21 protein-coding genes are annotated in these 23,905 nt (G+C 69.7%); 14 read left to right on the forward strand and 7 right to left on the reverse strand.

From position 1 onward, the window contains the following. Position 1: 1 nt before the first annotated feature. Positions 2 to 1,510, reverse strand: a complete 1,509-nt coding sequence (locus ACWD4G_RS07805) for a carotenoid oxygenase family protein (protein ID WP_451291325.1) — start codon at positions 1,508 to 1,510, stop codon at positions 2 to 4. Between the two features lie 34 nt (positions 1,511 to 1,544). Beyond that, positions 1,545 to 3,014 (reverse strand): aldehyde dehydrogenase family protein, encoded by a 1,470-nt coding sequence (locus tag ACWD4G_RS07810; RefSeq protein ID WP_451291681.1) that lies wholly within the window; start codon positions 3,012 to 3,014, stop codon positions 1,545 to 1,547. A gap of 189 nt (positions 3,015 to 3,203) precedes the next feature. On the opposite strand from ACWD4G_RS07810, the gene ACWD4G_RS07815 reads away from it, so the two are divergent. The 4 genes from ACWD4G_RS07815 (at position 3,204) to ACWD4G_RS07830 (ending at position 7,061) form a co-directional block, all read left to right on the forward strand. After that, positions 3,204 to 3,698 (forward strand): VOC family protein, encoded by a 495-nt coding sequence (locus tag ACWD4G_RS07815; protein ID WP_152785666.1) that lies wholly within the window; start codon positions 3,204 to 3,206, stop codon positions 3,696 to 3,698. Between the two features lie 38 nt (positions 3,699 to 3,736). After that, positions 3,737 to 5,371: a bifunctional 3-(3-hydroxy-phenyl)propionate/3-hydroxycinnamic acid hydroxylase gene (locus ACWD4G_RS07820; protein ID WP_451291683.1), complete on the forward strand. Its 1,635-nt coding sequence runs from the start codon at positions 3,737 to 3,739 to the stop codon at positions 5,369 to 5,371. Further along, entirely contained in the window at positions 5,368 to 6,210 is an 843-nt protein-coding gene (locus ACWD4G_RS07825) for a fumarylacetoacetate hydrolase family protein (RefSeq protein ID WP_451291326.1), read from the forward strand. The genes ACWD4G_RS07820 and ACWD4G_RS07825 overlap by 4 nt, the downstream gene beginning before the upstream one ends. Positions 6,211 to 6,275: 65 nt before the next feature. Beyond that, the gene (locus ACWD4G_RS07830; protein WP_451291327.1) at positions 6,276 to 7,061 is read left to right on the forward strand and encodes an IclR family transcriptional regulator; all 786 of its coding nucleotides are present in this window, start codon (positions 6,276 to 6,278) and stop codon (positions 7,059 to 7,061) included. A gap of 258 nt (positions 7,062 to 7,319) precedes the next feature. Here ACWD4G_RS07830 and ACWD4G_RS07835 read toward each other — a convergent pair whose 3' ends face one another. After that, a complete protein-coding gene (locus tag ACWD4G_RS07835; RefSeq protein WP_451291328.1) occupies positions 7,320 to 7,910 on the reverse strand; it encodes a TetR/AcrR family transcriptional regulator in 591 nt (196 codons plus the stop codon). Between the two features lie 120 nt (positions 7,911 to 8,030). Here ACWD4G_RS07835 and ACWD4G_RS07840 point away from each other — a divergent pair, with 120 nt between their 5' ends. The 9 genes from ACWD4G_RS07840 to ACWD4G_RS07880 all read left to right on the forward strand — a co-directional run bounded on the left by ACWD4G_RS07840 (position 8,031) and on the right by ACWD4G_RS07880 (position 19,281). Next, a complete protein-coding gene (locus tag ACWD4G_RS07840) occupies positions 8,031 to 8,768 on the forward strand; it encodes an SDR family NAD(P)-dependent oxidoreductase (protein ID WP_451291329.1) in 738 nt (245 codons plus the stop codon). Positions 8,769 to 8,813: 45 nt separating this feature from the next. Continuing rightward, positions 8,814 to 9,752: a cyclase family protein gene (locus ACWD4G_RS07845; RefSeq protein ID WP_451291330.1), complete on the forward strand. Its 939-nt coding sequence runs from the start codon at positions 8,814 to 8,816 to the stop codon at positions 9,750 to 9,752. 167 nt (positions 9,753 to 9,919) lie between these two features. Beyond that, positions 9,920 to 10,324 (forward strand): nuclear transport factor 2 family protein, encoded by a 405-nt coding sequence (locus ACWD4G_RS07850; RefSeq protein ID WP_451291331.1) that lies wholly within the window; start codon positions 9,920 to 9,922, stop codon positions 10,322 to 10,324. Between the two features lie 93 nt (positions 10,325 to 10,417). Then, a complete protein-coding gene (locus tag ACWD4G_RS07855) occupies positions 10,418 to 11,071 on the forward strand; it encodes a DsbA family oxidoreductase (RefSeq protein ID WP_451291332.1) in 654 nt (217 codons plus the stop codon). Between the two features lie 474 nt (positions 11,072 to 11,545). After that, complete coding sequence (locus ACWD4G_RS07860; protein ID WP_451291333.1) at positions 11,546 to 12,136, forward strand: TetR/AcrR family transcriptional regulator; 591 nt, start codon at positions 11,546 to 11,548, stop codon at positions 12,134 to 12,136. Positions 12,137 to 12,423: 287 nt separating this feature from the next. After that, positions 12,424 to 14,673, forward strand: coding sequence for an MMPL family transporter (locus ACWD4G_RS07865; protein ID WP_451291334.1), 2,250 nt, complete (start codon positions 12,424 to 12,426; stop codon positions 14,671 to 14,673). 119 nt (positions 14,674 to 14,792) lie between these two features. After that, positions 14,793 to 15,587, forward strand: a complete 795-nt coding sequence (locus ACWD4G_RS07870) for a LuxR C-terminal-related transcriptional regulator (protein WP_451291335.1) — start codon at positions 14,793 to 14,795, stop codon at positions 15,585 to 15,587. After that, complete coding sequence (locus ACWD4G_RS07875; protein ID WP_451291336.1) at positions 15,527 to 16,279, forward strand: response regulator transcription factor; 753 nt, start codon at positions 15,527 to 15,529, stop codon at positions 16,277 to 16,279. Before ACWD4G_RS07870 ends, ACWD4G_RS07875 begins: the two co-directional genes overlap by 61 nt. Positions 16,280 to 16,824: 545 nt before the next feature. Then, a complete protein-coding gene (locus tag ACWD4G_RS07880; RefSeq protein ID WP_451291337.1) occupies positions 16,825 to 19,281 on the forward strand; it encodes a family 78 glycoside hydrolase catalytic domain in 2,457 nt (818 codons plus the stop codon). 67 nt (positions 19,282 to 19,348) lie between these two features. On the opposite strand, the gene ACWD4G_RS07885 is transcribed toward ACWD4G_RS07880, so the two are convergent. From ACWD4G_RS07885 to ACWD4G_RS07900, 4 genes are all read right to left on the reverse strand, one after another. Next, positions 19,349 to 20,320: a LacI family DNA-binding transcriptional regulator gene (locus tag ACWD4G_RS07885; RefSeq protein ID WP_451291338.1), complete on the reverse strand. Its 972-nt coding sequence runs from the start codon at positions 20,318 to 20,320 to the stop codon at positions 19,349 to 19,351. A 224-nt stretch (positions 20,321 to 20,544) separates the two neighbouring features. Next, positions 20,545 to 20,865: a helix-turn-helix domain-containing protein gene (locus ACWD4G_RS07890; protein ID WP_416981489.1), complete on the reverse strand. Its 321-nt coding sequence runs from the start codon at positions 20,863 to 20,865 to the stop codon at positions 20,545 to 20,547. 166 nt (positions 20,866 to 21,031) lie between these two features. Beyond that, positions 21,032 to 21,442, reverse strand: a complete 411-nt coding sequence (locus ACWD4G_RS07895) for a hypothetical protein (protein ID WP_451291339.1) — start codon at positions 21,440 to 21,442, stop codon at positions 21,032 to 21,034. Positions 21,443 to 21,578: 136 nt separating this feature from the next. Then, complete coding sequence (locus ACWD4G_RS07900) at positions 21,579 to 21,998, reverse strand: hypothetical protein (protein WP_451291340.1); 420 nt, start codon at positions 21,996 to 21,998, stop codon at positions 21,579 to 21,581. Between the two features lie 906 nt (positions 21,999 to 22,904). Here ACWD4G_RS07900 and ACWD4G_RS07905 point away from each other — a divergent pair. After that, complete coding sequence (locus ACWD4G_RS07905; RefSeq protein WP_451291341.1) at positions 22,905 to 23,738, forward strand: hypothetical protein; 834 nt, start codon at positions 22,905 to 22,907, stop codon at positions 23,736 to 23,738. Positions 23,739 to 23,905 lie beyond the last annotated feature (167 nt).

Raw genomic sequence — 23,905 nt, forward strand, 5'->3', positions numbered from 1 at the left:
GTCAGCCGTCGCCGCGGTGGGCGGCGATGGCCCGGTCCAGCGTGTGGTGGTCGGCCCAGCTGCCGTGGAAGCCGAACGGCACCCGGCTGGGGAGCTTGACCCGGGCCAGCGGGGTGCGGCGCAGGTCGGCCGCGTCGTGGACGAGCAGTTCGCTGCGGTCGGTCGTGCGGTTCCACCACAGGGACAGCAGGTAGCCGTCGTCCTCGGCGCGGGCGTTCTCACGGGCCACGAAGACCGGCTCGCTGGGGCTGGTCAGGCCGTCCGGGCCCTCGACGACGGTGGTGCGGTCGAGGAGGTAGTCGTGGCGGGCGAGGCCGTCGGACATCGTGTCGTCGGCCAGGCCGCGCGTGGTGACGAAGTAGCCGTAGCGGTGCGGCCGGCCCGTGCAGGCGTCGTTGATCTTCGGGAACTCCCCGAAGACTCCGCTGATCATCTCCTCCGTGGCTCGTCCGGTCTCCAGGTCGACACGCCACCGGTAGGGCATGGCCGGCGGGAACCACTCATGGGACCCCAGCGGCGTGGAGAGGCGGTCGACGGGGCTGCCGAGCCGGTCGATGCGGTGACCGTCGACGACCAGCTCGCCGTCCTTCTCGTAGGCGTTGTAGAAGTGGGTGTTGGCCCAGTGGCCGCCGAGTTCGTGCCAGGTGACCTCGTGGGTGTGGCGGTTCATCAGGACGATCTGGACGCCGTGTTCGAGAGAGTTCTCGTCCCAGACCACTCCGGGCAGGCTCTGCGCCACCAGGTCGAGGCGGAACTGGGCGGGGGTGACGAAGAAGACCGCGTACGTGTCACTGACGGCGAAGTCGTGCATGAGGACCGGCACGCCGATGTCGAAGGAGTGCGAGTCGATGATTTCGGCGGTCTTCACATCGGCGCGGTACCAGGTGATGACGGGCCCGGTGGCGGCGAAGAAGAGCATGTCGCCGGTGTCGGGGTCGGTCTTGTAGTGGCCGGTGCACAGGACGTCGATGCCGCCGTGGAAGTCGTACGTGCCCAAGGTGCGCAGGGTCTCGGGGTCCAGGGCGTGTGGGAGTCCGCCGTCGAAGTAGACGAGCAGGTGGTCGTCGAAGAGGCCGGCGTTGATGTTGGCGACGTTCTTGGCGCGCGGGGCGCCCTCGGGCAGCCGGCCCGCAGTGCCGCCGTTGACGAAGCCGCTGTAGACGGCCTCCCCGGCCTCGACCTCGACCTTCATCGAGTCGGTCTCCACCCAGCGGGTGCGGTAGGCGGCCCTGCCCTCGCGCAGGTAGATCCCGCACACCATGCCGTCGCCCTCCCACCAGTGGTAGCGGTCGGTGTTGCGAGGCTGGAAGCGGGGGTTGGAGGAGACGCGGAACAGCGCGCCCGCGAGGTCGGCCGGTATCTCGCCGTCCACGTCCAGGTCGTACGCCTCGCTCTCCTCCGTCCAGGGCGCGAAGGGGCCACCCAGGAACTTGTTGCCGGTCGACCAGCCGGCCTCGGCGGGCGGCGGGGCGGTCCGACGGGGAACGACGGTCATGGGGTCCAGGGGCATGGGACTCTCCGTGCGGCTCTGTGGGGCGGGGCGGTCAGAAGGGGTAGTGCGGGAGTTCGCCGCGTACGGTGACCCACTGCTGTTCGGTGAAGGCGTCGAGGTTGGCGGCCGCGCCGCCGTGGCGGGCCCCGGTGCCGGAGTCGCCGACCCCGCCGAAGGGGATGAGCGTCTCGTCGTTGACCGTCTGGTCGTTGATGTGCACCAGACCACTGGGGATCCGCTCCGCGAGGGCCAGGCCCTTCATGACGTCCCGGGTGAGGATGCCGAGGGACAGTCCGTACTCGGTCCCGGCGGCCAGGTCGGCGGCCTCGTCGAGGTCCTGGAAGGTGACCACGGGTGCCACGGGCCCGAAGATCTCCTGGGCGTAGGCGGGCGCGGTGAGCGGTACGTCGGTCAGGACGGTCGGCCGGTAGAAGAGCTCCTCGTAGGTGCCGCCCGCGGCCAGCCGGGCCCCGGCCTCGACGGACTCGGTGACGGTGCGGTGGATGGTGTCGCGCTGGCCGGTGTCGATGACCGGTCCCAGGGCGACCTGCTCGGTGGTCGGGTCACCGACCGGGAGCGCGTCGGCGTGCTGGGCGAGCAGGGCGGTGTACTCGTCGGCGACCGAGGCGTGGACGAGGTGGCGGCTGCTGGCCATGCAGATCTGGCCGGCGTGGACGAAGGACCCCCAGGCGCCCACTGAGGCGGCCTTGTCCAGGTCGACGTCGTCCATGATGACGAGCGCGGAGTTGCCGCCCAGTTCCAGGTGGACGCGCTTGAGATGCTGGGCTGCGGCGACACCGATGGCGCGGCCGGCCCGGGTGGAGCCGGTGAACGCGATGACGGGGATCCGCGGGTGCTCGACGACGGCCGCTCCGACGTCCGCGCCGCCGGGCAGGACGTGCAGCAGACCGGGCGGCAGACCAGCCTCCTCGAAGATCCGGGCGAAGACGACACCGCCGCTGATCGCGGTCCGGGGGTCCGGCTTGAGGACGACCGCGTTGCCGAGGGCGAGCGCCGGGGCGACCGCCCGCATGGCCAGGATGATCGGCACGTTGAACGGCGCGATGACACCGACGACCCCGACTGGGACGCGGCGGGCGAAGGACAGCCGCTGCTGTCCGGAGCGCAGCAGCTCGCCGTAGGGTGCCCCGGCGAGGGCGGCGGCCTCGTGGCACTCCTCCGCACCGCCGCTGGTGACCTGGAGTGCGGCGAAGGGCCGGATCGCGCCGGACTCCCGCATCAGCCAGGTCTCGATCTCCCGCTGGTGTTCCTCGAAAAGACGCGCGGCACGGCGCAGTACGGCGGCCCGGTCGGAGTACGGCCGCGCCGCCCACTCCCGCTGGGCCCGCACCGCCCGCTCCACCGCCCGGTCCACGTCGGCGGGCGTGGCGGAGCCGACGCGGCCCAGCGCCTTGCCCGTCGCCGGCTCGACGGCGTCGTAGACCTCGCCCGAGCCGCTGATCCACTCACCTGATCCGGAGAAGACGCGGCCTTCCCAGGTACTGCTGTCCAAAAGCGTCATGGTGTCCCATTCCCACAGTTTGATGTCCCGCATGTTCGGACCTTAATAGCGTGATACAGGACGCTGCCTCGAAGGGGGCTGTGGCGTCAAGAGGTGTGCGGCTGTGATCTCGCCTGGTTGACCTCGGCCCGCCTCTCGCCCTAGTGTCCTATTAAGCAAAACTATCGTCCCGTTAAAGGAGACATCAATATGGCGATCACTGGACTGGGTCACACCGGCTTCTGGGTCGACGACCTGGAGACGATGCGGGACTTCTACGAGCGGGTCCTGGGCCTGACCGTCACCGACGAGGACGAGGAGCGCGGCATCGTCTTCTTCTCCGCGCGCCCAGAGGAGGAGCACCACGAGTTCGTCCTCCAGCGGGGCCGCACCGCACCTCCCGGCGCCAAGCTCACCCACCAGGTGTCATGGCGGGTGGACTCGCTGGACACGGTCATCGACTTCCACCACAGGTTCCGCGCCGAGGGCATCGAGGTCCAGCAGGAAGTGACCCACGGCAACGCCATCGGGATCTACTTCTTCGACCCCGAGGGCAACCGCAACGAGGTCTATCTGCGGCTGGAGCGCGACGTGCGCCAGCCCTTCCGCAAGTCCCTCGACCTCGACCTGTCCCCGGACGAGATCTTCGCCGAGGTCGAGCGGCTGCTGACCGAGGGCGGTCCCGCCTACCAGCCGGTCCAGTGACCGCCGTGCCCACGACATCCCCGGCGCCGCCGGTCCTGGTGGTCGGCGCCGGCCCGACCGGACTGACGGCCGCCCATCTGCTGGGCTCCCGGGGGATACGGGTCGTGCTGGTGGAACGCAACGCCACCACCAGCAACGACGCCAAAGCGATCAGCCTGGACGACGAGTCGCTGCGCACCCTGCAGTCGGCCGACGGCCTCGACGAGGCGGTCTACCCGATCATCGTGCCGGGTACCGGGACCAGGTACTTCGGCGTCGGCGGGCGGCCTCTCCTGCACGCCCGCGGCTCCGGCGACCAGCGCCTCGGACACCCCTTCAAGAACCCCTTCGCCCAGCCCGACCTGGAGCGAGTGCTGCGGGAACAACTGGACCGGCTCCCGAGCGTCGACGTCCGCTTCGGCACCCGGTTGACAGATCTCACCCAGGAGCCCGGCCGGGTGCGCGCCTCGCTCCGTACGGGCGGGGAGGACGGGCCGGTGGAGGAACTGGAGGCCGCGTACCTCCTCGGCTGCGACGGCGGCCGCAGTACCGTGCGCGACCTGCTGTCCGTCCCCATGCGCGGGCGCAGCTTCCCGGATGTGTGGCTGGTGGTCGACACCCTTGAGGACACACACGACCAGCGATTCGGTATGCACCACGGAGACCCCGACCGACCCGTGGTCATCGTCCCCGGCCGGGACGGCCGCTGCCGTTACGAGTTCCGGCTGAAGCCCGGAGAGTGTGCGGCGGGCTCGCCTCCGCCGCTCGCCCTCGTGCGTGAACTCCTGCGGCCCTACCGGCAGATCACTCCAGGGCAGATCGAGCGCGCGGTCGCGTACAGCTTCCACGCGCTGCTCGCCGACCGGCTGCGCGAGGGCCGCTGCTTCCTGCTCGGCGACGCCGCGCACATGATGCCGCCCTTCGCCGGCCAGGGCCTCAACTCCGGTCTGCGGGACGCGGCCAACCTGTGCTGGAAGATCGCCGACGTCCTGGCGGGCCGGGCCGGCGACGCCTTGCTCGACACGTACGACACCGAGCGCCGCCCGCACGCCCGGGCCGTGATCGGCCTCTCCGTACGCCTCGGCCGCGTCGTCATGACCACCAGCCGCCCCCGCGCTCTGCTGCGCGACCTGCTGGTGCGCACGGCCATGCTCACCCCGCCGGGACGCCGCTATCTGACCGAGATGCGCTACCGCCCCGACGCCCGCGTCCGCGCGGGTGCCGTGCTCCACGCGGACGGCCCGGGCCGTGCACTCGTCGGCACGATGCTGCCCCAGCCGCGGGTGCTGCGAGGTCCGAGCCACCGGCTCAGCCGGCTCGACGACGTGCTCGGACAGGGCTGGAGCCTGCTCGGGATCGACGTGACCGACACCGACTGGACGGCCGTCGCGCGGGCCGGCCTTCCCGACGCCACCGCCGTGGACGTCCACCTCGACGACCGTGCGCCGCGTGACCGAGCCGGCCGCGTGGGGATCGCCGACGCCGACGGCCGGCTCGACGCCCTCTTCGCCGGGCTGACCGGCTCCTTCGTCCTCGTACGTCCCGACCGTCTGGTGACCGCTGTCTTCACCTCCGCGCGGACCGCGCACGTCGGAGCGTGGCTGCGGTCCTTCGCCGCCCGCCCCAGGACGGACGGCGCCGACCTCGACCCCGAACCCGAGATCCAGCACGACTCCCAGGGAGTACCCCGATGAGACTCAGCACCGTCCGCGTCGCCGACGGCCGCCAGACCGCTGCCGCCCGGCAGGAAGGCGACGAACTCGTCCTGCTGCCCCACTCCGACGTCGGCGCGCTGCTCGCCACCGGCGACGACTGGCAGGAACGGGCGGCCGCCGCGGACGGCGAGCGCCTGCCGCTGGCCGGGGCCTCGCTGGCCCCGCTCGTCCCCCACCCCAGCAAGATCGTCTGCCTGGGCCTCAACTACGCCACCCACATCCGGGAGATGGGCCGCCCGACCCCCGCCCACCCCACCCTGTTCGCCAAGTACGACGGCTCCCTCATCGGTGCTCACGACGAGATCCACATGCCGCCGGTCAGCGACGACCTCGACTGGGAGGCCGAGTTGGGCGTCGTCGTCGGCCGCCACGGCCGCCATGTGCCGCGTGAGAAGGCCCTGGAGCACGTGGCCGGCTACACGGTCGCCAACGACGTCACCGTGCGGGACTGGCAGCACCGCACCCGGGAGTTCCTCTCCGGCAAGACCTTCGAGGCCACCACCCCGGTCGGACCCGTCCTGGTCACCCCCGACGAACTCCCGCCCGGAGCCTCCGGACTGGACATCTCCTGCAGCGTCGACGGCCACACCATGCAGAAGTCCAACACCGCCGACCTGCTCTTCGACGTGGCAGACACCATCGCCTACATCAGCACCATCATCACGCTGCTCCCCGGCGACCTGATCCTCACCGGAACCCCGGGAGGCGTGGGCGCCGGCCGCGACCCGAAGGTCTTCCTGCGCCCCGGCCAGGAACTCGTCACCGCAGTGGAGGGCATCGGGGAACTGCGCAACACCGTCGTCAAGGACCGGCTGTAGACCGGGCGAGCGGACGGCCGGGCGCGGCCTCCACCACGCCGCGCCCACCCGCTACAGTGTCTCGCATGTCAGGAAACACGTCCCCCAGCTACCGCGACCGCAACTCCACGGCCGACCGGGCACTCGACATCCTGACCATGTTCGACGACGTCCATCTCGTCGTCTCCGGGACGGCCGTGGCCGAGCGGCTCGGCGTGGCACGCTCCACCGCCTACCGCTACCTCCAGAGCCTCGTCGCCGGACGTTTCCTCGAAGAGGCCCCCGGCGGCGGGTTCCGGCTCGGCCTGCGGGTGCTGGAGATCGCCCGGCTGGCCCGCCGCAGCTACGGCCTCTCCGAAGTCGCCATGCCGTCGATGGAGGACCTCGCCGTCGACACGCACGAGACGGTCCTGCTCACCCGCCGCACCGGCGACCTCGTCGTGTGCGTGGACCGCGCGGAGAGCACCCGCGCGGTCCGCATCTCCTACGAGCGCGGCAGTGCCCTGCCCATCAACGCCGGCGCCTCCGCCCTCGTGCTGCTGGCCTGGAGCCCGGAGGACGAGGCCCGCCGCCTGCTTCAGAACGCCGAACTGCGGCGGTTCACCCCGGCCACCCTCACCGATGTCGACGCGCTGATGGAACGCCTCGGCCGCATCCGCCGCATCGGCTACTCCGTCACCCGCGGCGAACTCGACCCCGACGTGGTCGGCATCGCCGCGCCGATCCGGGACGAGAACAAGAACGTGGTCGCGGCCGTCAGCGTCGCCGCCCTCGCCTCACGCGTGTACCCGGAGGCCGAGACGGAGATCGCCCAGAAGGTCCTCGCCACCGCGCAGCAGATCAGCGACCGGATGGCCGTCGTCGCGGGATGACCCCGCTCCTGCGGGAGTCCGCCGCCCGGGGCCTTCACCTGATCCGGGCGCGGTCCGACCGGACATCCTGACCGGTGTTTGAACGCCTCCGCCGGTCGCTCCGGTGCGAGACCCGAGTCGGCGGCCGACCGGAACACCTCATGGTGGGGCCGCAATCGTGGCCGAGTTCTGCCTCCTCGCGTGATGATGGGCCGTGCGCCGGCCGGGCACACAGTGGTCGCTGCCGAGACCGGGCGCGGACTCCGGCCCGGTCGTCTGTCAGCCGGCGGGTATCACCTGGACGGCGAGGATGGCGGCGGCCATCAGTTCCTCGCGGGGCGCGTCGGAGGCGGCGTTGACGGCGAGGCCCTCGGCGGTGGCCATGAGGAAGCGGGCCAAGGTCCTGCAGTCGGCGCCGGCGGGCAGGTCCCCGTCCGCCACGGCCTTCTCGAATCGGTCCTGGACAGCCCGCCGGTAGTCGTCGCGCGCGACCTTGAGCACCTCCACGATCGCGCGGCCGTCCTCGCCGGAGGCGAGACCCGCCTGCACGGTCAGACAGCCGCGGGGCTTGCCCGGTGTGGTGTACGCCTCGACCAGGCCCGTCAGCAGCCGTAGCGCCACCTCGCGCGCGGTGGGCTGCGCCAGCGCCTCGCGGGACAGGGGCGAGCGGGCCTCGGCGTAACGGTGCAGGACCTTCTCGAAGAGTTGCCGCTTGTTGCCGAAGGCCGCGTAGAGGCTGGGCGGGCGGATGTCCATGGCCTCGGTCAGCTCGGCGATCGAGGTGGCCTCGTAACCCTGGCGCCAGAACAGCTCCAAGGCCACGTCCAGTGCGGTCTCCTCGTCGAAGGCGCGCTTTCCGCCTCTGGGCATGGCCCTTCCCTCCCTTGCCCGGCTCCGCCGGGGTGCCGTTTGCACGTTCCCTTTAGTGGTCGTTACAGTGTAGCCGTTGACCGCTTTAGTGGTCACTAAATCGAAAGGTGGGTGGCACCCATGGGCAAGCTGACGGGAAAGACGGCGGTCGTCACCGGCGGAAGCAGCGGTATCGGGCTGGCGACCGCCCGGACGTTCGTCGCCGAGGGCGCCCACGTGTACATCACCGGTCTCGACGCCGATGAACTGGACGAGGCCCGGGCCGAGATCGGCGGCGATGTCACAGCCGTGCAGGTCGACATATCCCGCCTGGAGGATCTCGACCGGCTCTGGCAGCAGGTCGAGCGGGAACGGGGAGGAGTCGACGTCGTCGTCGCCAACGCCGGCCGGGGCGAGCAGGCCACGTTGGCCCAGGCCACGCCGGAGCACTTCGACCGGCTCTTCTCCGTCAACGCCCGGGGCACCTTCTTCACCGTGCAGAAGGCGTTGCCGCTGCTCAACGACAACGGATCCGTCGTTCTGATGGCTTCCGCCGGGCACCTGAACGGCGCGGCGGAGCGGACGGTCTACAGCGCCACCAAGGCCGCCATCCGCTCCTTCGCCCGCACCTGGGCGAGTGAGCTGAAGGGGCGCGGGATCCGGGTGAACACGGTCAGCCCGGGGCCGATCGACACGCCCGCCCTCGACAGGCAGGACGACCCGGCCGCTCTGCGCGCGTCGCTCGCGGCCATGGTCCCCCTGCGCCGTCTGGGCCGGCCCGAGGAGATCGCCGCGGCCGTGCTGTTCCTCGCCTCCGACGACAACCGGTACACCACCGGCTCCGACCTTGTCGTCGACGGCGGCCACACCCAGATCTGACCACCACCCACAAACCGGCATCAACACCTTCTTGAGGAGAAACCTATGAACGACATCACGACCTGGCCGCATCACGCACTCGGCAAGGAGCTGAGCAACTGGGGGCGCTGGGGCGATGACGACGAGATCGGCACCCTGAACTTCATCACGCCTGCCAAGCGGGTCGCCTCGGCGCAGCTGGTCAGGACCGGGAAGACCTTCGACCTCGGCATGTCGTTCGGCAAGGAGGGCCCTGCCACACCGCATACCTTCCGGGAAAACCCCCAGCACATGATGACCCTGCTGCCCTCGGACAGCGCCGGCGCCCCCGACGGCATGTTCGGCACCGACGACCTGGTCGTCATGAGCCTGCAGGCGGCCACCCAGTGGGACGCCCTCGCCCACATGGGATACGGCGGCCACTTCTACAACAACGTGCCGGCCGCCGCGGTCAACAACTTGACGGGCGCCTCCCGGGATTCCTTCGACAAGGTGGCCGGGCGCCCGATCTCGCGCGGGGTGCTGCTGGACATCGCCGCGCTCAAGGGCGTCGACCGCCTGGCGGACTCCTACGAGGTCACCGCGGCCGACCTGACGGCAGCCGAGGAACGCCAGGGGGTGCGCGTGGAGTCCGGCGACATCCTCTGCGTCCGCACCGGCTGGCACCGGTGGTTCATCGAGGGCGACCGCGACCACTACATGGGCGAGAACGAGGCCGGCCTCGGCCTGGACACCCTGCGCTGGCTCTACGACCGCGAGGTCGCCGCCGTCGCCGTGGACAACTGGGCCGTCGAGGTCTACCCGTCCCCCATCGAAGGCACCTACGCCCCCTTCCACCAGGTCGCGATCCGGGACATGGGCCTCACCCTCGGCGAGATGTGGGACTTCGAGGCCCTCGCCGACGACTGCGCCCAGGACGGCGTGTGGGAGTTCCTCCTGTGCGCCCCCGGCCTCAAGATCACCGGGGCGGTCGGATCGCCCATCACCCCCATCGCCCTCAAGTAGGGTCCGCGATCCGGACGAAGGCCGACCCGCGAGCTGGTCGCCCGCGCTCGTGAGGCCGTCGGCGAGCGTCATTCCCCGTCAGTGAACCCATCGTCCCGTGGATGGACGGCCCGCCCCCTCGACCGGCGGGCCGTCCATCCACGGGCGTCGAGCAAGGAGCAGGTCCCATGACAGCAACCGGCAACACCGCTGTGGTGTTGCAGTTCTTCGAACGCTTCGCCGCAGGGGACGCGCAGGCCGCACTGACCCTGCTGGATGAGCAGGCGGTGTGGTGGGTGTCGGGCAAGCCCGACCAGTACCCTTCCGCCGGCCCCCACGGGAAAGACGAGGTCCTCCAGCTGCTGAGCCGGGTGGGGCAGGCCCTGCCGAACGGCGTGGAGATCGAGGTCACCTCCACAACGGCACAGGACGACCGGGTCGTGGCGGAGGTCGAGAGCCGCGGAGTCTCCGCCGCCGGGAAGGTCTACGACCAGCGGCTGGTCTTCGTCTTCCAGTTGCGGGACAGCAGGATCCACCGCATCCGGGAGTACCTCGACACCCTCCACGCCCACGACGTCCTGGTGGCGAACTGAACCCCCTGTCCGGGCACGCACCTGCGCAGGGGCATCCCGGGCGGCAGACACGGCAGTTGAAACCTGTTCACGTTATGGAAGGCGGTTCCTGAGATGACATCCCCCCGATTGACGATCGACATGTGGGCCGATGTGCTCTGCCCCTGGTGCTACGTCGGTGAGCATCGTCTGAGCACCGCAGTCGCGCGGTCCCCGCACGCGGCCGACATCGAGCTGAAGATCCACACGTGGCAGCTCGACCCGAGCGTCCCCACCGAGGTCTCCTGGGTCCCGGAGTACCGGGTCAGGAAGTTCGGGGTCACCCCCGACCAGGCGCGGGCCATGGAGAGTGAGGTGGCCGGGCAGGCCGCCGCCGACGGCCTGCCCTACGTTCTTGACCGACCCGTGCGCAACACCCTCGACATGCTGCGCCTGGTCCACCTCGGCAACGAGCACGGTGTGGGCTGGCAGTACATGGCGGCGATGCACGCCGAACTGTTCGGCAGCGGCAACGCCGACACCTTCGAGCACGAGACGCTGATCCGCCTGGGCGAGGGACTGGGTATCCCCGGCGACGAGATCCGCGACGTCCTCGCGACCCACCGCTACGCCGCCGCCGTACAGGCCGATCATGCCGCCGCGGTGGCCCTGGGCGCCCGTGGTGTCCCCTTCACCGTCCTCGGCAACCGGCTGGGCATACCCGGCACGGCCGGCATCCGCCAGTACACCGACGCCATCGACCAGGCATGGGAGCTCGTCAATGAATGACACACCGTCCGCCCCGCAGCCGCTGCAGCTCATCGACACCGGGCCGGCCGGCGGCTGGTGCGATGCGGAGACCGGAATCTGCACGAGCGCTGTCCCGGAGCCCGCTACTCCGGGCCTGGTGTCTCTCGGGGAGAGTTTGCCCGGCGAAGACCAGGCGGGTTGCCTTCCCGCCTGAACGCGTCGAGCGGGCGGACTGCCTGCCGCCCATGGACGTGGGAGCAGTGGTCCCGCGGAAGCTGTTGTGCGGGCAACCAGCAGCGAGGGCTGGTCGTTGGCGCAGGTCGAGTGACGACCCCAAGTGCTCCTGCCCGGCGGCCTCGTCGGCCACGCGGAAAACAGCAGGTTCGCGGCATGCGTCGAGGCTGCAGAATGTGACCCAGGACACATAGGAAACGGTGCCGTTTTCTCCGAGGTCTGGCTAGGCTGATGCCATCCAAAGAGAACGGCACCGTTTCGCGAAGGGATGGGGCAGTCATGACCGAGCAATCGACGGCTCGCCGCAGCCGCTTCACCCCCTTGCGTGCGGCGCAGCTCTACGACGCCGTGCTCGACCTTCTGCGTGAGGTCGGATACGAGGCGCTCTCGATGGAGGCCGTGGCCACCCGGGCACGGTTCAGCAAGGCCACGCTCTACCGTGACTGGGGAGGGAAGCCGCAACTGGTCGCCGCCGCGATGAAGTACCGCAGGCCGAGACAGATCGACAGGATCGACACCGGCTCGCTGCGCGGCGACCTGTACGCACTGGCCGACCAGTCCCAGAACGGGGAGCACGCGCAGGGTGCCGCTGTGCAACTGGGCGTGGGGCACGCGATCTATGACAACCCCGAACTCCGTCACACCCTGAGAGAGGTGATGCTCGCCCCCATCCTCGACGACATCCGCGCCATCCTTCAGCGCGGTGTCCAACGAGGTGAAGTCGTCCCGGACAACCCGGCGCTGGATCTCGTCCCGCCGATGCTGGCCAGCGTCTCCATCGCCCGCCCGCTGATCAGCGAAGCGACTCTGTCCCGCGCTGACGCGAGGCGGTTCATGGAAGCACTGGTCTTCCCCGCCCTCGGCATCTGACCCACCCCACCGGGTCCTCACGCACCGACCTTTCCCCACCGTCGGCGCGTGCAACTCACCGAGCACCACGCACTTTCCCGCCTTCGGCCTCCCCGTGCTGTCGGCTTCCCGCGCCCTGCCCGGCCAATGACGGCCTGTGCTCAAGTAGCGCGCCCCGCTTCCCGCCGTGTCCCTGCACGGCTGAACACACCCCCCACCTGACGCGCACCGCTCACGTCGTCGGGCCACCCCCGCACGCCCTCATGTCCCGACGGGCGTTCCCAACGACTGACCGAGAGAGCTCCACCATGGCAACATTCCTGTACAGAATCGGGCGTTCCAGTTTCCGGCGACGCCATCTCGTCCTCTTCGCCTGGCTCGCCCTGCTGGGCGCGGCGATCATCGCCGCCCTCAGCGCGCCGGCCACGAAGGCGCTGCCCTTCACGCTGCCCGGGGCGGAGTCCCAGAAGGCGTTCGACCTGCTCGACGAGCGGTTCCCGGGCTCCAGTTCGGACGGCGCCACCGCGCGGATCGTCTTCAAGGCCCCCGAGGGGCAGACCATGACCACGTCGGCCAACAAGGCCGAGGTGCAGAAGGTGACCAAGGAGATCACGAGCGGCTCCGACCAGGTCGCCTCCGTGGTCGATCCCTACACCGCCGGGGCCGTCAGCAAGGACGGCTCGACGGCCTACATCTCCGTCACCTACAAGGTGACCGCGGCCGAGGTGGACTCCGACTCCCACGACGCGCTCGACAAGACCGTCGAGCAGGCCCGCGCGTCCGGGCTGACCGTGGAGGCCGGTGGGAACGCCGTCAAGGTGGCGTCCCACGGGGCGGCCGCCGAGGTCATCGGTGTGATCGTGGCGGCGGTCGTCCTGGTGATCACCTTCGGCTCTCTGGTGGCCGCCGGGCTGTCCCTGCTCACCGCGCTGATCGGCGTCGGCATCGGCTTCCTCACCCTCGCCGCACTGAACTCGCCTCTCGAACTGGGCGACAACGCCGGGGTGTTGGCCCTGATGCTGGGGCTCGCGGTCGGTATCGACTACGCGTTGTTCATCGTCTCCCGCTACCGGTCCGAACTCGCCGAGGGCCATCCGAAGCAGGAGGCGGCCGCCCGCGCCGCGGGCACCGCGGGCTCCGCCGTGGTCTTCGCGGGCCTGACCGTGGTCATCGCGCTGGCCGGGCTGGCCGTGGTCAACATCCCGATGCTGACCAAGATGGGCCTGGCCGCCGCCGGAGCGGTCACCATCGCGGTGGTCATCGCCATCACTCTGGTCCCCGCCATGCTCGGCTTCGCGGGAGACAGGGTGCTGTCCCAGCGCAAGGCCGGTAAGAAGACCGGCAAGGTCAGGGGTGGCTCAGGCGACACGGAGGCCACGGGAACGGCCAAGTCCCCGATGGGTGTGCGCTGGGCGCAGTTCGTGCTGCGCCGCCCCGTCGCCGTCCTGCTGGCGGGTGTGGTCGGCCTCGGTGTGATCGCCATCCCGTCGGCCTCCATGACCCTGGGCCTGCCCGACGACGGCGCCCAGCCCACCGACACCACCCAGCGCCGCGCCTACGACCTCCTCTCCGAGGGCTTCGGCGTCGGCTTCAACGGCCCCCTCGTCGTCGTGGTCGACGCCGCCCACAGCGACGACCCGAAGACGACCGCCGGAGAGGTGGTCTCCAGGATCGGCAAGCTCGACGACGTGGCCGCCGTGGCGCCGGCCCGCTTCAACCAGGCCGGGAACACCGCGATCATCACCACCATCCCGTCGTCCAAGCCCGCCTCCGAGGCCACCGAGAAGCTGGTCGAGCACATCCGTGACGCCGGCACCGCCATCGAGAAGGACACCGGCGCGAATCTGCTGGTCACCGGTCAGACCGCGGTGAACGTCGACTTCTCCCAGAAGGTCAACGACTCCCTCATCCCCTACCTGGCCCTCGTCGTCGGACTCGCCTTCCTGCTCCTGATGGCCGTCTTCCGCTCCGTGCTGGTTCCGCTCAAGGCCGCCCTGGGCTTCCTGCTCTCGGTGCTCGCCGCCCTCGGCGCGGTCGTCGCGGTCTTCCAGTGGGGCTGGCTCGCGAGCGCGATCGGCCTGGAGGAGACCGGGCCCATCATGAGCCTGATGCCGATCTTCATGGTCGGCATCGTCTTCGGACTCGCCATGGACTACGAGGTGTTCCTGGTCACCCGCATGCGCGAGGCGTACGTCCACGGCGAAGGCCCCGGACAGGCCATCCTCACCGGCTTCAGGGACGGAGGCCGTGTGGTCACCGCGGCCGCCGTCATCATGATCGCCGTGTTCTCCGGCTTCATCGGCGCGAGCGGGGCCATGATCAAGACGATCGGCTTCGGCCTCGCGGTGGCCGTGCTCTTCGACGCCTTCGTCGTCCGCATGGCCATCGTCCCCGCCGTCCTGGCCCTGCTCGGTAAGTCCGCCTGGTGGCTGCCCGACTGGCTCGACAAGCTCCTGCCGAACGTGGACGTCGAGGGCACGAAGCTCGCCACGTCCCCCGCGTCCGACCCGGGTTCGGGACCGGAGATCGACAAACACCGGCAACCCGTCCGCGTCTGATCCCTGCGCCGAGACCCCCGGGCACGTGGCGGCGCCCCGCCTGTGCCCGGGCCCGACCGGACCGACACCCCCTCTCACCACCCCGTGGACGCCCACGCCCCCCTATGGAGACGTCCGGCATGATCACCGTCCTCATCGCCGACCCCCACGCCCTGCACCGCCTCAGCCTGCGCACCCTCCTCACCCCGCATCCCGGCCTGACCGTGGTCGGCGAGGCGGACAGCGGCGCCGAGACGGCCCGTCTGCACGACGTACTGGTCCCGCAGGTCGTCCTGCTGGGCAGCGGACTGCCCGCCCTCGACGTCATCACGACCATCCGCCGCCTCAGACCGACCCGCGTCGTCGACCCAGGGCCGCCACGCGTCCTCGTCCTTAGCTCGGCGCGCCGCGAGCAGCACGCCTACGACGTCCTGCGCGCCGGAGCCGACGGATACCTTCCCGCCACGGCCGCCCCGGACGAAGTGATCTCGGCCCTCCTCGCCGTGGCCGCCGGAGACGCCGTCGTCCCCCCGGGCCTGGCCCGCGCTCTCATCCATGCCGTCCGCCACGGCCCGCGCCCCGAGGCCCTGGAGCCGAAAGGACGACTGGGAGACCTCACCGAACGTGAACGCGACGTCCTGACCGCCGTCGCCGCCGGGTACTCCAACAGCGAGATCGCCGCACAGTTGTGCATCGCGCCGACCACCGTGAAGTCCCATGTGAGCAACATCCTCACCAAGATCGGAGCCCGCGCCCGCGTCCAGGCCGTGGTCTTCGCCTACGAATCCGGACTCGTACGGCCTCCCCGAGCCACCTCTGCCGACCAGCCCTCCGGCTCAACCCCCCACCGAATGACGCACCGTGAGGAACCGACATGCACGTACTTCTCGTCGAGGACGACCCCGCCATCGCCGATCCGCTGGAACGCGGCCTGAAGCGCTACGGCCACACCGTCCACCGGGCCGCCACCGGACGGGACGCCCTGCGCGCCGGAACCACCTGGGACATGGTCCTGCTCGACTTGGGCCTGCCGGACATCGACGGCCTCGACGTCTGCAGACAACTGCGCGCCGCAGGCGACGACGTCTCCCTCATCGTGATCAGCGCCCGGGACAGCGAGACCGACAAAGTCGTCGGCCTCGAACTCGGCGCCGACGACTACCTCGTCAAGCCCTTCCTGGTAAGGGAGTTGATAGCCCGGATGCGCGCGGTGCAACGCCGCCGCGTGAGCGCCCCGCCGCCCGCGCCGGAACCCTTCGAACCCGGCCACCCCGGCGTGGTGATCGCCCTGCCCGCGCCCGGACGGACAGGCGACCGACACGGCCGTGTGGTCATCGACCGTCAGGCCCACCGAGTCTTCCTGGACGGTGCCGAAGTCGCCCTGACACCAAGGGAGTTCGCCCTGCTCACCTTCCTCGCGGAGCAGCCGGAAGTGCTCGTGACGCGCGAGACCATCATGGCCGCCGTCTGGGACGCCAACTGGTTCGGCCCGACCAAGACCCTCGACACCCATATCTCCGTCCTGCGGCACAAGTTCGGCCACGCCCTGACCATCCAGGCCGTACGCGGCGTCGGCTTCCGCCTGACGACCGCCCCCGTCACGGTCACGCGCCCCTCCGTGTCCTGACTGGGCCGATGCTGGAGTAGTGCAGGACATGGGCCACAACTCGATGTCGCGGTGTTCCTTCGGGGAGACGCGCTCCGACTGGGATGCTCTCGACACCGCCACCTTCATTGTCGTTGGGGGCGGACGCGGCGACACGCGCTGAGCGCGGCCGGATGCTCGACGTGGCAGCGGTCGCCGGAGACATGCCGATTTCGACTGTCCCCGTGCATTTCTCGTCCGGTCCGGCTCCTCCTGAGCTGAGGGTGCCGGCACGGGATGAGTCGCGGGGATCCCAGGCGGCCGTGGTCCAGCTGAGTGAATCGATTCATTATCTGCGTCCTCGCGGGCCCGTGATCGATGTCAGAGTCGGCGGACGAGCTAGTCATCAGTGTCCACGTGGTGACACTAAAGCAGTCCGAAACGTTTAAGTAACCCCATTGACTCGAATCGCACCCTCTCACTAGCGTGCGCCGAAACGTTCCAAATCGGCGAGTGCTGCGGCAGCCTCCGGCATGTGTGCCGCCCGCAGACCTGCCTGACAGGTTCACTGACAAGGAGGGAACGGCATGCCTCTCAACAGGTCGGCCACGCGTCGCCAGGTGGTAGGTACCGCTGCCGCAGCCGTGGTGCTCGGCATGATGAACCCGGCACGCAGCGCCGCGCTCTCCGGTGCCCCGTCGGCCACGGCCGCCGGCACCGGGGACGGCTGGACGGCGCAGTGGATCGGGCGGGACACCCCGCCGGTGGCACCCGAGCTGGGCAAGCAGAACCCCGCGCCGCTGCTGCGCCGGAGGTTCGAGCTGGGCAAGCACGTCGCACGGGCCGAGTTCAGCATCGTCGGACTGGGCTACTACGAGGCGTGGATCAACGGCCACCGCGTCGGTGACCAGGTCCTGGACCCGCCGCCGTCGGCATACGACCAGACCGCGTACTCGCGCACGTTCGACGTCACGAAGGCGCTGCGCGGCGGGGACAACGCCCTTGCCGTCACCCTGGGGCGCGGCTACCTCAGCACCCCGGCGACCACTCCGACCACGATATTCGGCCTGCACAAGGCGCCGTGGACACAGGAGCCCCGACTTCTGGCACAGCTGGACATCGTCTTCAGCGACGGCACCAGACGCCGGGTCGTCAGCGACGACAAGTGGAAGATCACCGACGGGCCCACCCTGGACGCGCTGTACTTCGGTGAACACTACGACGCCCGCCGGGCCAGACCCGGCTGGACAAGCACCACCTACGACGACTCCGGCTGGGAGGACGCGCATGTGCAGCCGGCGCCCACCAAGCAGGTGGTGCCCGCCGGCATGCCGCCCGTCAAGGTCACCGACACCTTCGGCCCCGTCGGCTCCACGAAGCCGAAGACCGGCACCCAGGTCTACGACTTCGGCCGGACCACGGCCGGCTGGGCCCGCATCAAGGTCAGCGGCACGGCCGGAACGACGGTGACCCTCATCTACGGGGAGCAGCTCAACGACGACGGCACCGTGTTCCAGTCGGGCATGCTCGGTCCCGCCGACGTCAGTCACCTGGATTCCTACACCCTGGGCGGCAAGGGAGCGCAGACGTGGGAACCCAGCTTCACCCGGCACGGTTTCCGCTACGTCGAGGTCTCCACCTCGGCACCGCTGACCTCGTTCGGGATCGAGGCCCGCGTCGCGCACACCGCGGTGGAGTCGACCGGCCGCTTCGACTGCGCCAACCCGGTGCTGAACAGCATCAATGCCATTCAGCGCGCGTCGCTGCTGGACAACATGTGGGGCATTCCCAGTGACACCCCCTGGCGGGACCGGCAGGGCTGGACCGCCGATGCCTACCTCTACCTGGACTCGGCGGCCCTCAACTTCGACGTCGAGGGCCTGTACCGCCAGTGGCTGCGCACGTTCCGGGAATCCCAGCGGGCCGACGGCGCCCTGCCGGTGATCGCCCCGAACCCCGGCGGCTTCCCCCTGTGGAACGACCCGTCCTGGTCGGGCACGCTGATCTCCTCCACCTGGACCCACTACCAGCACTACGGCGCCACCGGCGTACTCTCCGACAACTACCCCGCCATGGCGCGCTGGCTCGACCTGATGCGCACCACCATCGCCGGGACGAACGGTCTGTACACCGGCTTCTCCTTCGGCGACTGGTCACCGCCCGGCGCGGAGAACGCCGCCACCGTGGCCCTCAGGCCGCCGGAGGGCTCCCTGCTGACCGCCAACGCGGATCTTTACCACGAGGCCCGTCTCCTGGCCCTGATCGCAAGGGAACTGGGTCACTCCGGCGACGCCACCCGGTTCGACACCATGGCCGACGCCCTGGCCGAGAAGTTCAACGAGAAGTTCCTCGACGCCGACGCGGGCGTCTACCACACCCCCGTCGAGGCCGGGTACCGCCAGACCTCCAACCTGGTGGCTCTGGCGTACGGGCTGGTCCCCGACGAACACCGGGACAAGGTCTTCGCCAACCTCGTCAAGGACATCACCGAGCGAGGCAACCACCTGAACACCGGGGCCATCGGCACCAAACTGCTGCTTCCCGTCCTGACCGAGAACGGGCATGCCGACCTGGCCTACAAGATCGCCGCCCAGACGGACTACCCCAGCTGGGGCTACTGGGTGGAGCAGGGTGCCACCACCTCGTGGGAGACCTGGTCCATGACCAAGAAGGACTTCTCGATGAACCACCCCTTCCTGGGCACCGTGGACGACTGGTTCTACCAGCATCTGGCCGGTATCCAGGCGGCTGCTCCCGGCTACGGCAAGGTGCTCGTCGCGCCGGTCGTGCCGGACGGCCTGCGGTATGCCTCAGCCCAGGTGACGACCCCGCGCGGCGAGGTCAGCTCCGGCTGGCGCAGGCAGAACGGCCGACTGACCCTCACCGTGAAGGTGCCCGCGGGGACACCGGCCGAGGTCCGTGTCCCGCTCACGGACGGAGCACGGGGGGTCACCGCGGGCCGGGGCGCGACCCGCGTGGAGCGGAAGGACGACTACGTCGCCTACCACGTGCGGGCCGGGACACACGTCTTCCACGTGTCCTGACCAGGCATCGGGCACCCGAGTTCGCCCTGGCGGGCGGGCTCGGGTGCCCGATGGCCGGTCGGCCGGTTCAAGTGGACCGGCGGACGACGACCTCAGCCGAAGCCGCACTCTCCCAGATCGTGCGGCCGAGCGGCGTCCGCCGACCGTTCAGCTCCGCCTCCAGCCAGACACGCACACCCTTGAGACGGTCGGAATCGACCAAGCGCGCCGTCGTGAGCGCGGGGAGCGCCAAGCGGCCCTCCACGGTGTCCTCGGCGCCGATGACCGCCACATCCGACGGAACCCGCCAGCCGAGATCCGCAGCCGCGGCCAGCACGGCCAGTCCATGGCGGTCATCGGCCGCACAGATCGCCGAACCCGGCGCCCGGCCCAGCGCCGACAGGGCCGTCACGGCCTGCTGCCGGTCGAGAGGCAGAGTGAACACCTCGGGCTGCGGCATCTCCCGCCGCTCGCATTCCTCCCGTGCACCCTGGAGCCGGTGCTCGGCCACCACGCGTCGGCTCGAAGGCTCAGGAAACGCGTACCAGACCCTTTCGAAACCGCGTTCCGCCAAGTGCGCCACCTGGGCCCGGCCGATCGCCCGCTCCCAGGGCCGGTCCGCTGCCTCCGGATCTCCCTCGGCGGCGGGGAACCCGAAGACATGCCGGACCCCGGCGGCACGCATCTCCTCACAGGTCCGTACGGTCACGAAGGCGAACAAGGCGACACCGACAGGCTGCAACGCCGCCACCACCTTCACCGCCTCCGCCTCCTGGAGCAGCGTGTGCATGACGACGGTGTAACCGAGGCCGGACAAGGCGCCCATGACCGCGCTGCTCCAGCGCTCGCTGGCATCCCCCACGAACGTCGGGTCGAGGACCACCAGGACGACGTTCGAGTGCCCGCGGCGCAGGGCGGTACCCACGGGGTTGCGCACGTATCCGAGATCGGAGACCGCCGCGGCCACGCGCCGCTTCGTCTCCTCGCTGATCGTCTGGGACTCCTTGCCGTTCAGCACGTAGCTGACCGTGGCCACGGAGACCCCGCTGAGCTTGGCCACGTCCCGGATCGTCGGACGGCGTACCCCGGCACCCACTCGTCCAGCCCCTCTTCTTCGACTCCAGTCAGGGTATGCGCTGCTCAACGCTGTGTGTGCCCGGTCCTTCCCATGCTGCAGAGCAGATGATCGCCGCTCCAGGAGCCTGTCTATCAAACCCGCTGATCAGCAGGGTCGCTGGCAGCCGACCTGGAGCAGAGCGTCCTGCGGCGACACCGTGGTGCTCCTCAGACGTGCTCGCGCTCGGTCCAGGCGGTCAGACCGGGCCACAGGCCGACCCCCAGCGCGACTTCGAGACGGGCGAGCGTCCCCAAGTCGGGCAGGACCATTCCCCGTAGTAGTCGACTGATCGTCGCGTGCGAAACCCCCGCTTTGTCCCCCAGGGCCCTCAGCCCGATCGTGGATACCTCCATCGCCTCTGCGAGGTTCCGCGCGAAGGCTTGACCGTAGTACGCACTGACGGGGGCGTCCTCGACGAGCCGGGCATACGGCCAAGCGCCGGACGCGACGTAAGTCGCCGGCAGTTGGTCGTTGTTGCTCCGGGGCATGCCGAGATGATCCCACGTCCCCATGGGTCCCGTCCCTCCGTGCCGCGCGGGTCAGCGCATGCCGCCGTGGTGGTGTAAGTACACACCACTCTAGGGGGTGGAAGCCCGGCTGTGTTGCGGAAATCGGCCCGTGGGTGTGTCGCACTCTGCGATGGCGCGGGCGGATCTACGTGGTCGGCCCCGGATCTCCCTTCCTTTTCGGGGCATCGTGCAGGTCGGCGAGGATCCGCTTGATGTCCGCGGCCAGGGTCGTGGGTGCGGGAACGCGGCCGGCGCGAACGGCAAGGGCGCCGGCCGGATCGGACTCCACCAGGTATCCGACCTCCGACAGGATGCCGAACAGGGCCGCGTGCAGGTGGCGCCGGGCGGCCTCGTGTGCGCGGTCCGCGGCTGCCATGGGTAGACCCCGCAACTGCTCGTCGGCGGCCGCGCGCCGCAGACTGCGGGAAACAAACCACTCCACGCCCACCGATTCATCGCGATCGGTCACCGCGACGCCGTAGGAGCGATAACGGTCGTTGTCGTCCGCTTCGGGCAGCCCGGCGGCCGCCAGAATCGTCCGGATTTCCAGGCCCAATGGACCGCGAGCGGGAGGTCGACGTCGGTGCTGAGCGCTTGTCACTGGGGACGCTCCTGGGTGGGGTAAGACCAGATATCGAGAGATGAGGAGGGCCGCGCTGCTCGTAGCCGATACAGGGCGGCGGGATTCGAGATCACTCGACAAGCGTGATGACGCCGTCGGGAATCCAGCCCTCCAGGTATCCACGCAGAAAAGGGCCGAGCTCGCGTGGGTACACATCGAAATCCGCGTCCTCCACATCGGCCAGGGGATGCCAGACGTAGTCGACATCCAGGGAGGCGTGGGCCCGAGCACGAAGGCTGATGGGCCTCATCCTGTCGTGACGGGTGACGAAGATGCGCATCAAGCGTGCCTGTCCGTCCCGCTCTGGAACGGGAGCGAACTTGCCGACCACTGGAGTAGCGGCAAGGAACCAGTGAGAGAAGATCGGGTCCAGAACTCGAATGGCTGAGAATCTGGAAGGCCGCAGAGGGATCACTCGCGCCTTGATCGGCTGCCAAGCGGACTCGCCGTGAATTCGGCAGAGCAGCACACGCTCTTGGCGGTCAATCACAGCCAGCACCGTAGGCGACGATTTCCGTCGGAGAATTCTCATGCGTTGAGCGTCCGTCAGAATCCGCGCGGACGCCTCCCGCTGAGTTGCAAGTGAATGAAGCCGATAAGAATGACGAGATTTACTGAAGTGAGGCGATGGCGAGATGCCTGTGGCGCATGGCCCTTGCGAGATGCGCTGCAGCTGTCGGTTTGGGAGGTCGGCCCCTGTGCCGGGAGAGAGGGGGCCGCGCGGTTCTCGGGAGAAGCCGTAGTCCCAGTCGCCTCAGTACCGGTTGCTGACGAGGTGACAGGCCCTGGCCTGCGCAGATGCGTTGGGCGTTCCCAGATCACCCGCAGAGCGTTTTGGCCGCGGTGCGCGCACCCGCTCCGACCTGCGGCGAGCGACTTTCGTACAAGCCCCACGAAGGCGGAGGCTTGTGGGAAACCTTGTCGGAAAGTCCGGGACGCAGACTCTCGGCTAGGACACAAACCTGCTGGTCAGTGGTGGTGTCATGTTCTCTGCATCGCTGCTCGGGCTGACAACATGGCGTACCGGCTACTGACCAAGGACAGGGTAGCGGATGTGGGCGGGCGTGGGTGGCGGGGATGGCGTCTGAAGGGGCCGATGGTGGGGGTGGATGCCCCTGACCTGCTGGTTCCGTCGTTGATGCAGAACGGTCGGTGGATGCTGAAGGGGACGGAAGGGGGAGCGGTTGGTCCGTTCCGTCACCTGTGTTGGCTTGTGGGTGAGCTTGGCTCTGCGGCGGGCTGACCTGGCGCGACGCTGCCCCTGGGGGATGTGTCCACGGCCGTGTGCGCGACCGCTCTGTGACGGTGTCGAGGCGGTGTCGCTGGTTCTGCAAGTTGGTGGTTTGCGTTCCTGGGCCCGTTGTTCCTCTCCCCCGCCTTGCGCTGGGACGATCAGATGAGCGAGCGTCCCGGAAGACGCCGGACCCTGCGGGTGCGTGGCATCGGCCCCGGGTTCGGCGGCGTCGGTCGGCGCTGTGCCGGTGAGACCCAGCTCGGACGCGTAGGACTCGGCGGCCTGGACGGTCGCCAAGACCGCCTCGTACCGCTCGGCCGCGACACGCTGCTCCCCGAGCGCGACACGCTGACCGTCGAGTGCCTCTTGCGGAATCCGTTCGGCCTCTGCGACGGCCGCCGCAGTGTCGGCCACTGCGGTGTCGGCCTTCTCCAGCTGGGCCCGCTCGATACCGACGATCTGCTGCAGATGGGCGATGAACGGCAGTGTGAACTTCGTGTCCGAGTCGCTCAACTCACCCTCCTCATCCGCGTGCGAGACCGATCCGCCGCACCATCCCGGGACCTGGCGCCCGACGACCGGGCCGCCGTGGCGGATCTGCTCGCCGCGCAGCGCGGGCAGGCCGTGGCCGACGTCCTGCGCCGGCAGAGGACCGACGCGGTCGCGGCGGAGCTGGCCGATCCGGCCGCCCTGCTGTTGCGGTGGATCGAGCGGGACGGCAGCGACTGGTCCAGGCTGTCGGCTGTTGTCGCTGATGCCGAGAAGGTGGCGGAGGTGTTCGCCCGGCACCGCCCCGCACACGAACGGACTGTCGATCACGAGGCGTTGGAGGTGCTGCGGGAGTTCCTCGGCAGCTTCCCCGACCCGTCCCAGAAGCTCATGCTCTACACGCTGTTGGCGGCCGGCATGGATCACGCCAAGCGTCCGCAGCACGCCGCGAAGACACTGTCCCTGCTCAACGGGCACGCGCAACTCGGTGAAACGGGGGGTGGGTGAGCACCTCGGTGTGGCGGTGGGTGCTGGCACCGCGGACGAGCTGGCGGGCATGGCGGCTGGTACGGGCGAGTGGCGGGGGGCTTGCCTTCGACGCGGCATGGCGGCGGGCCAGAATCGCGACTCACCCCGAGGAACGGCCCTATCTGGAGCAGGGACACCGCGCTGGG

Source organism: Streptomyces sp. NPDC002643, from assembly GCF_053592555.1.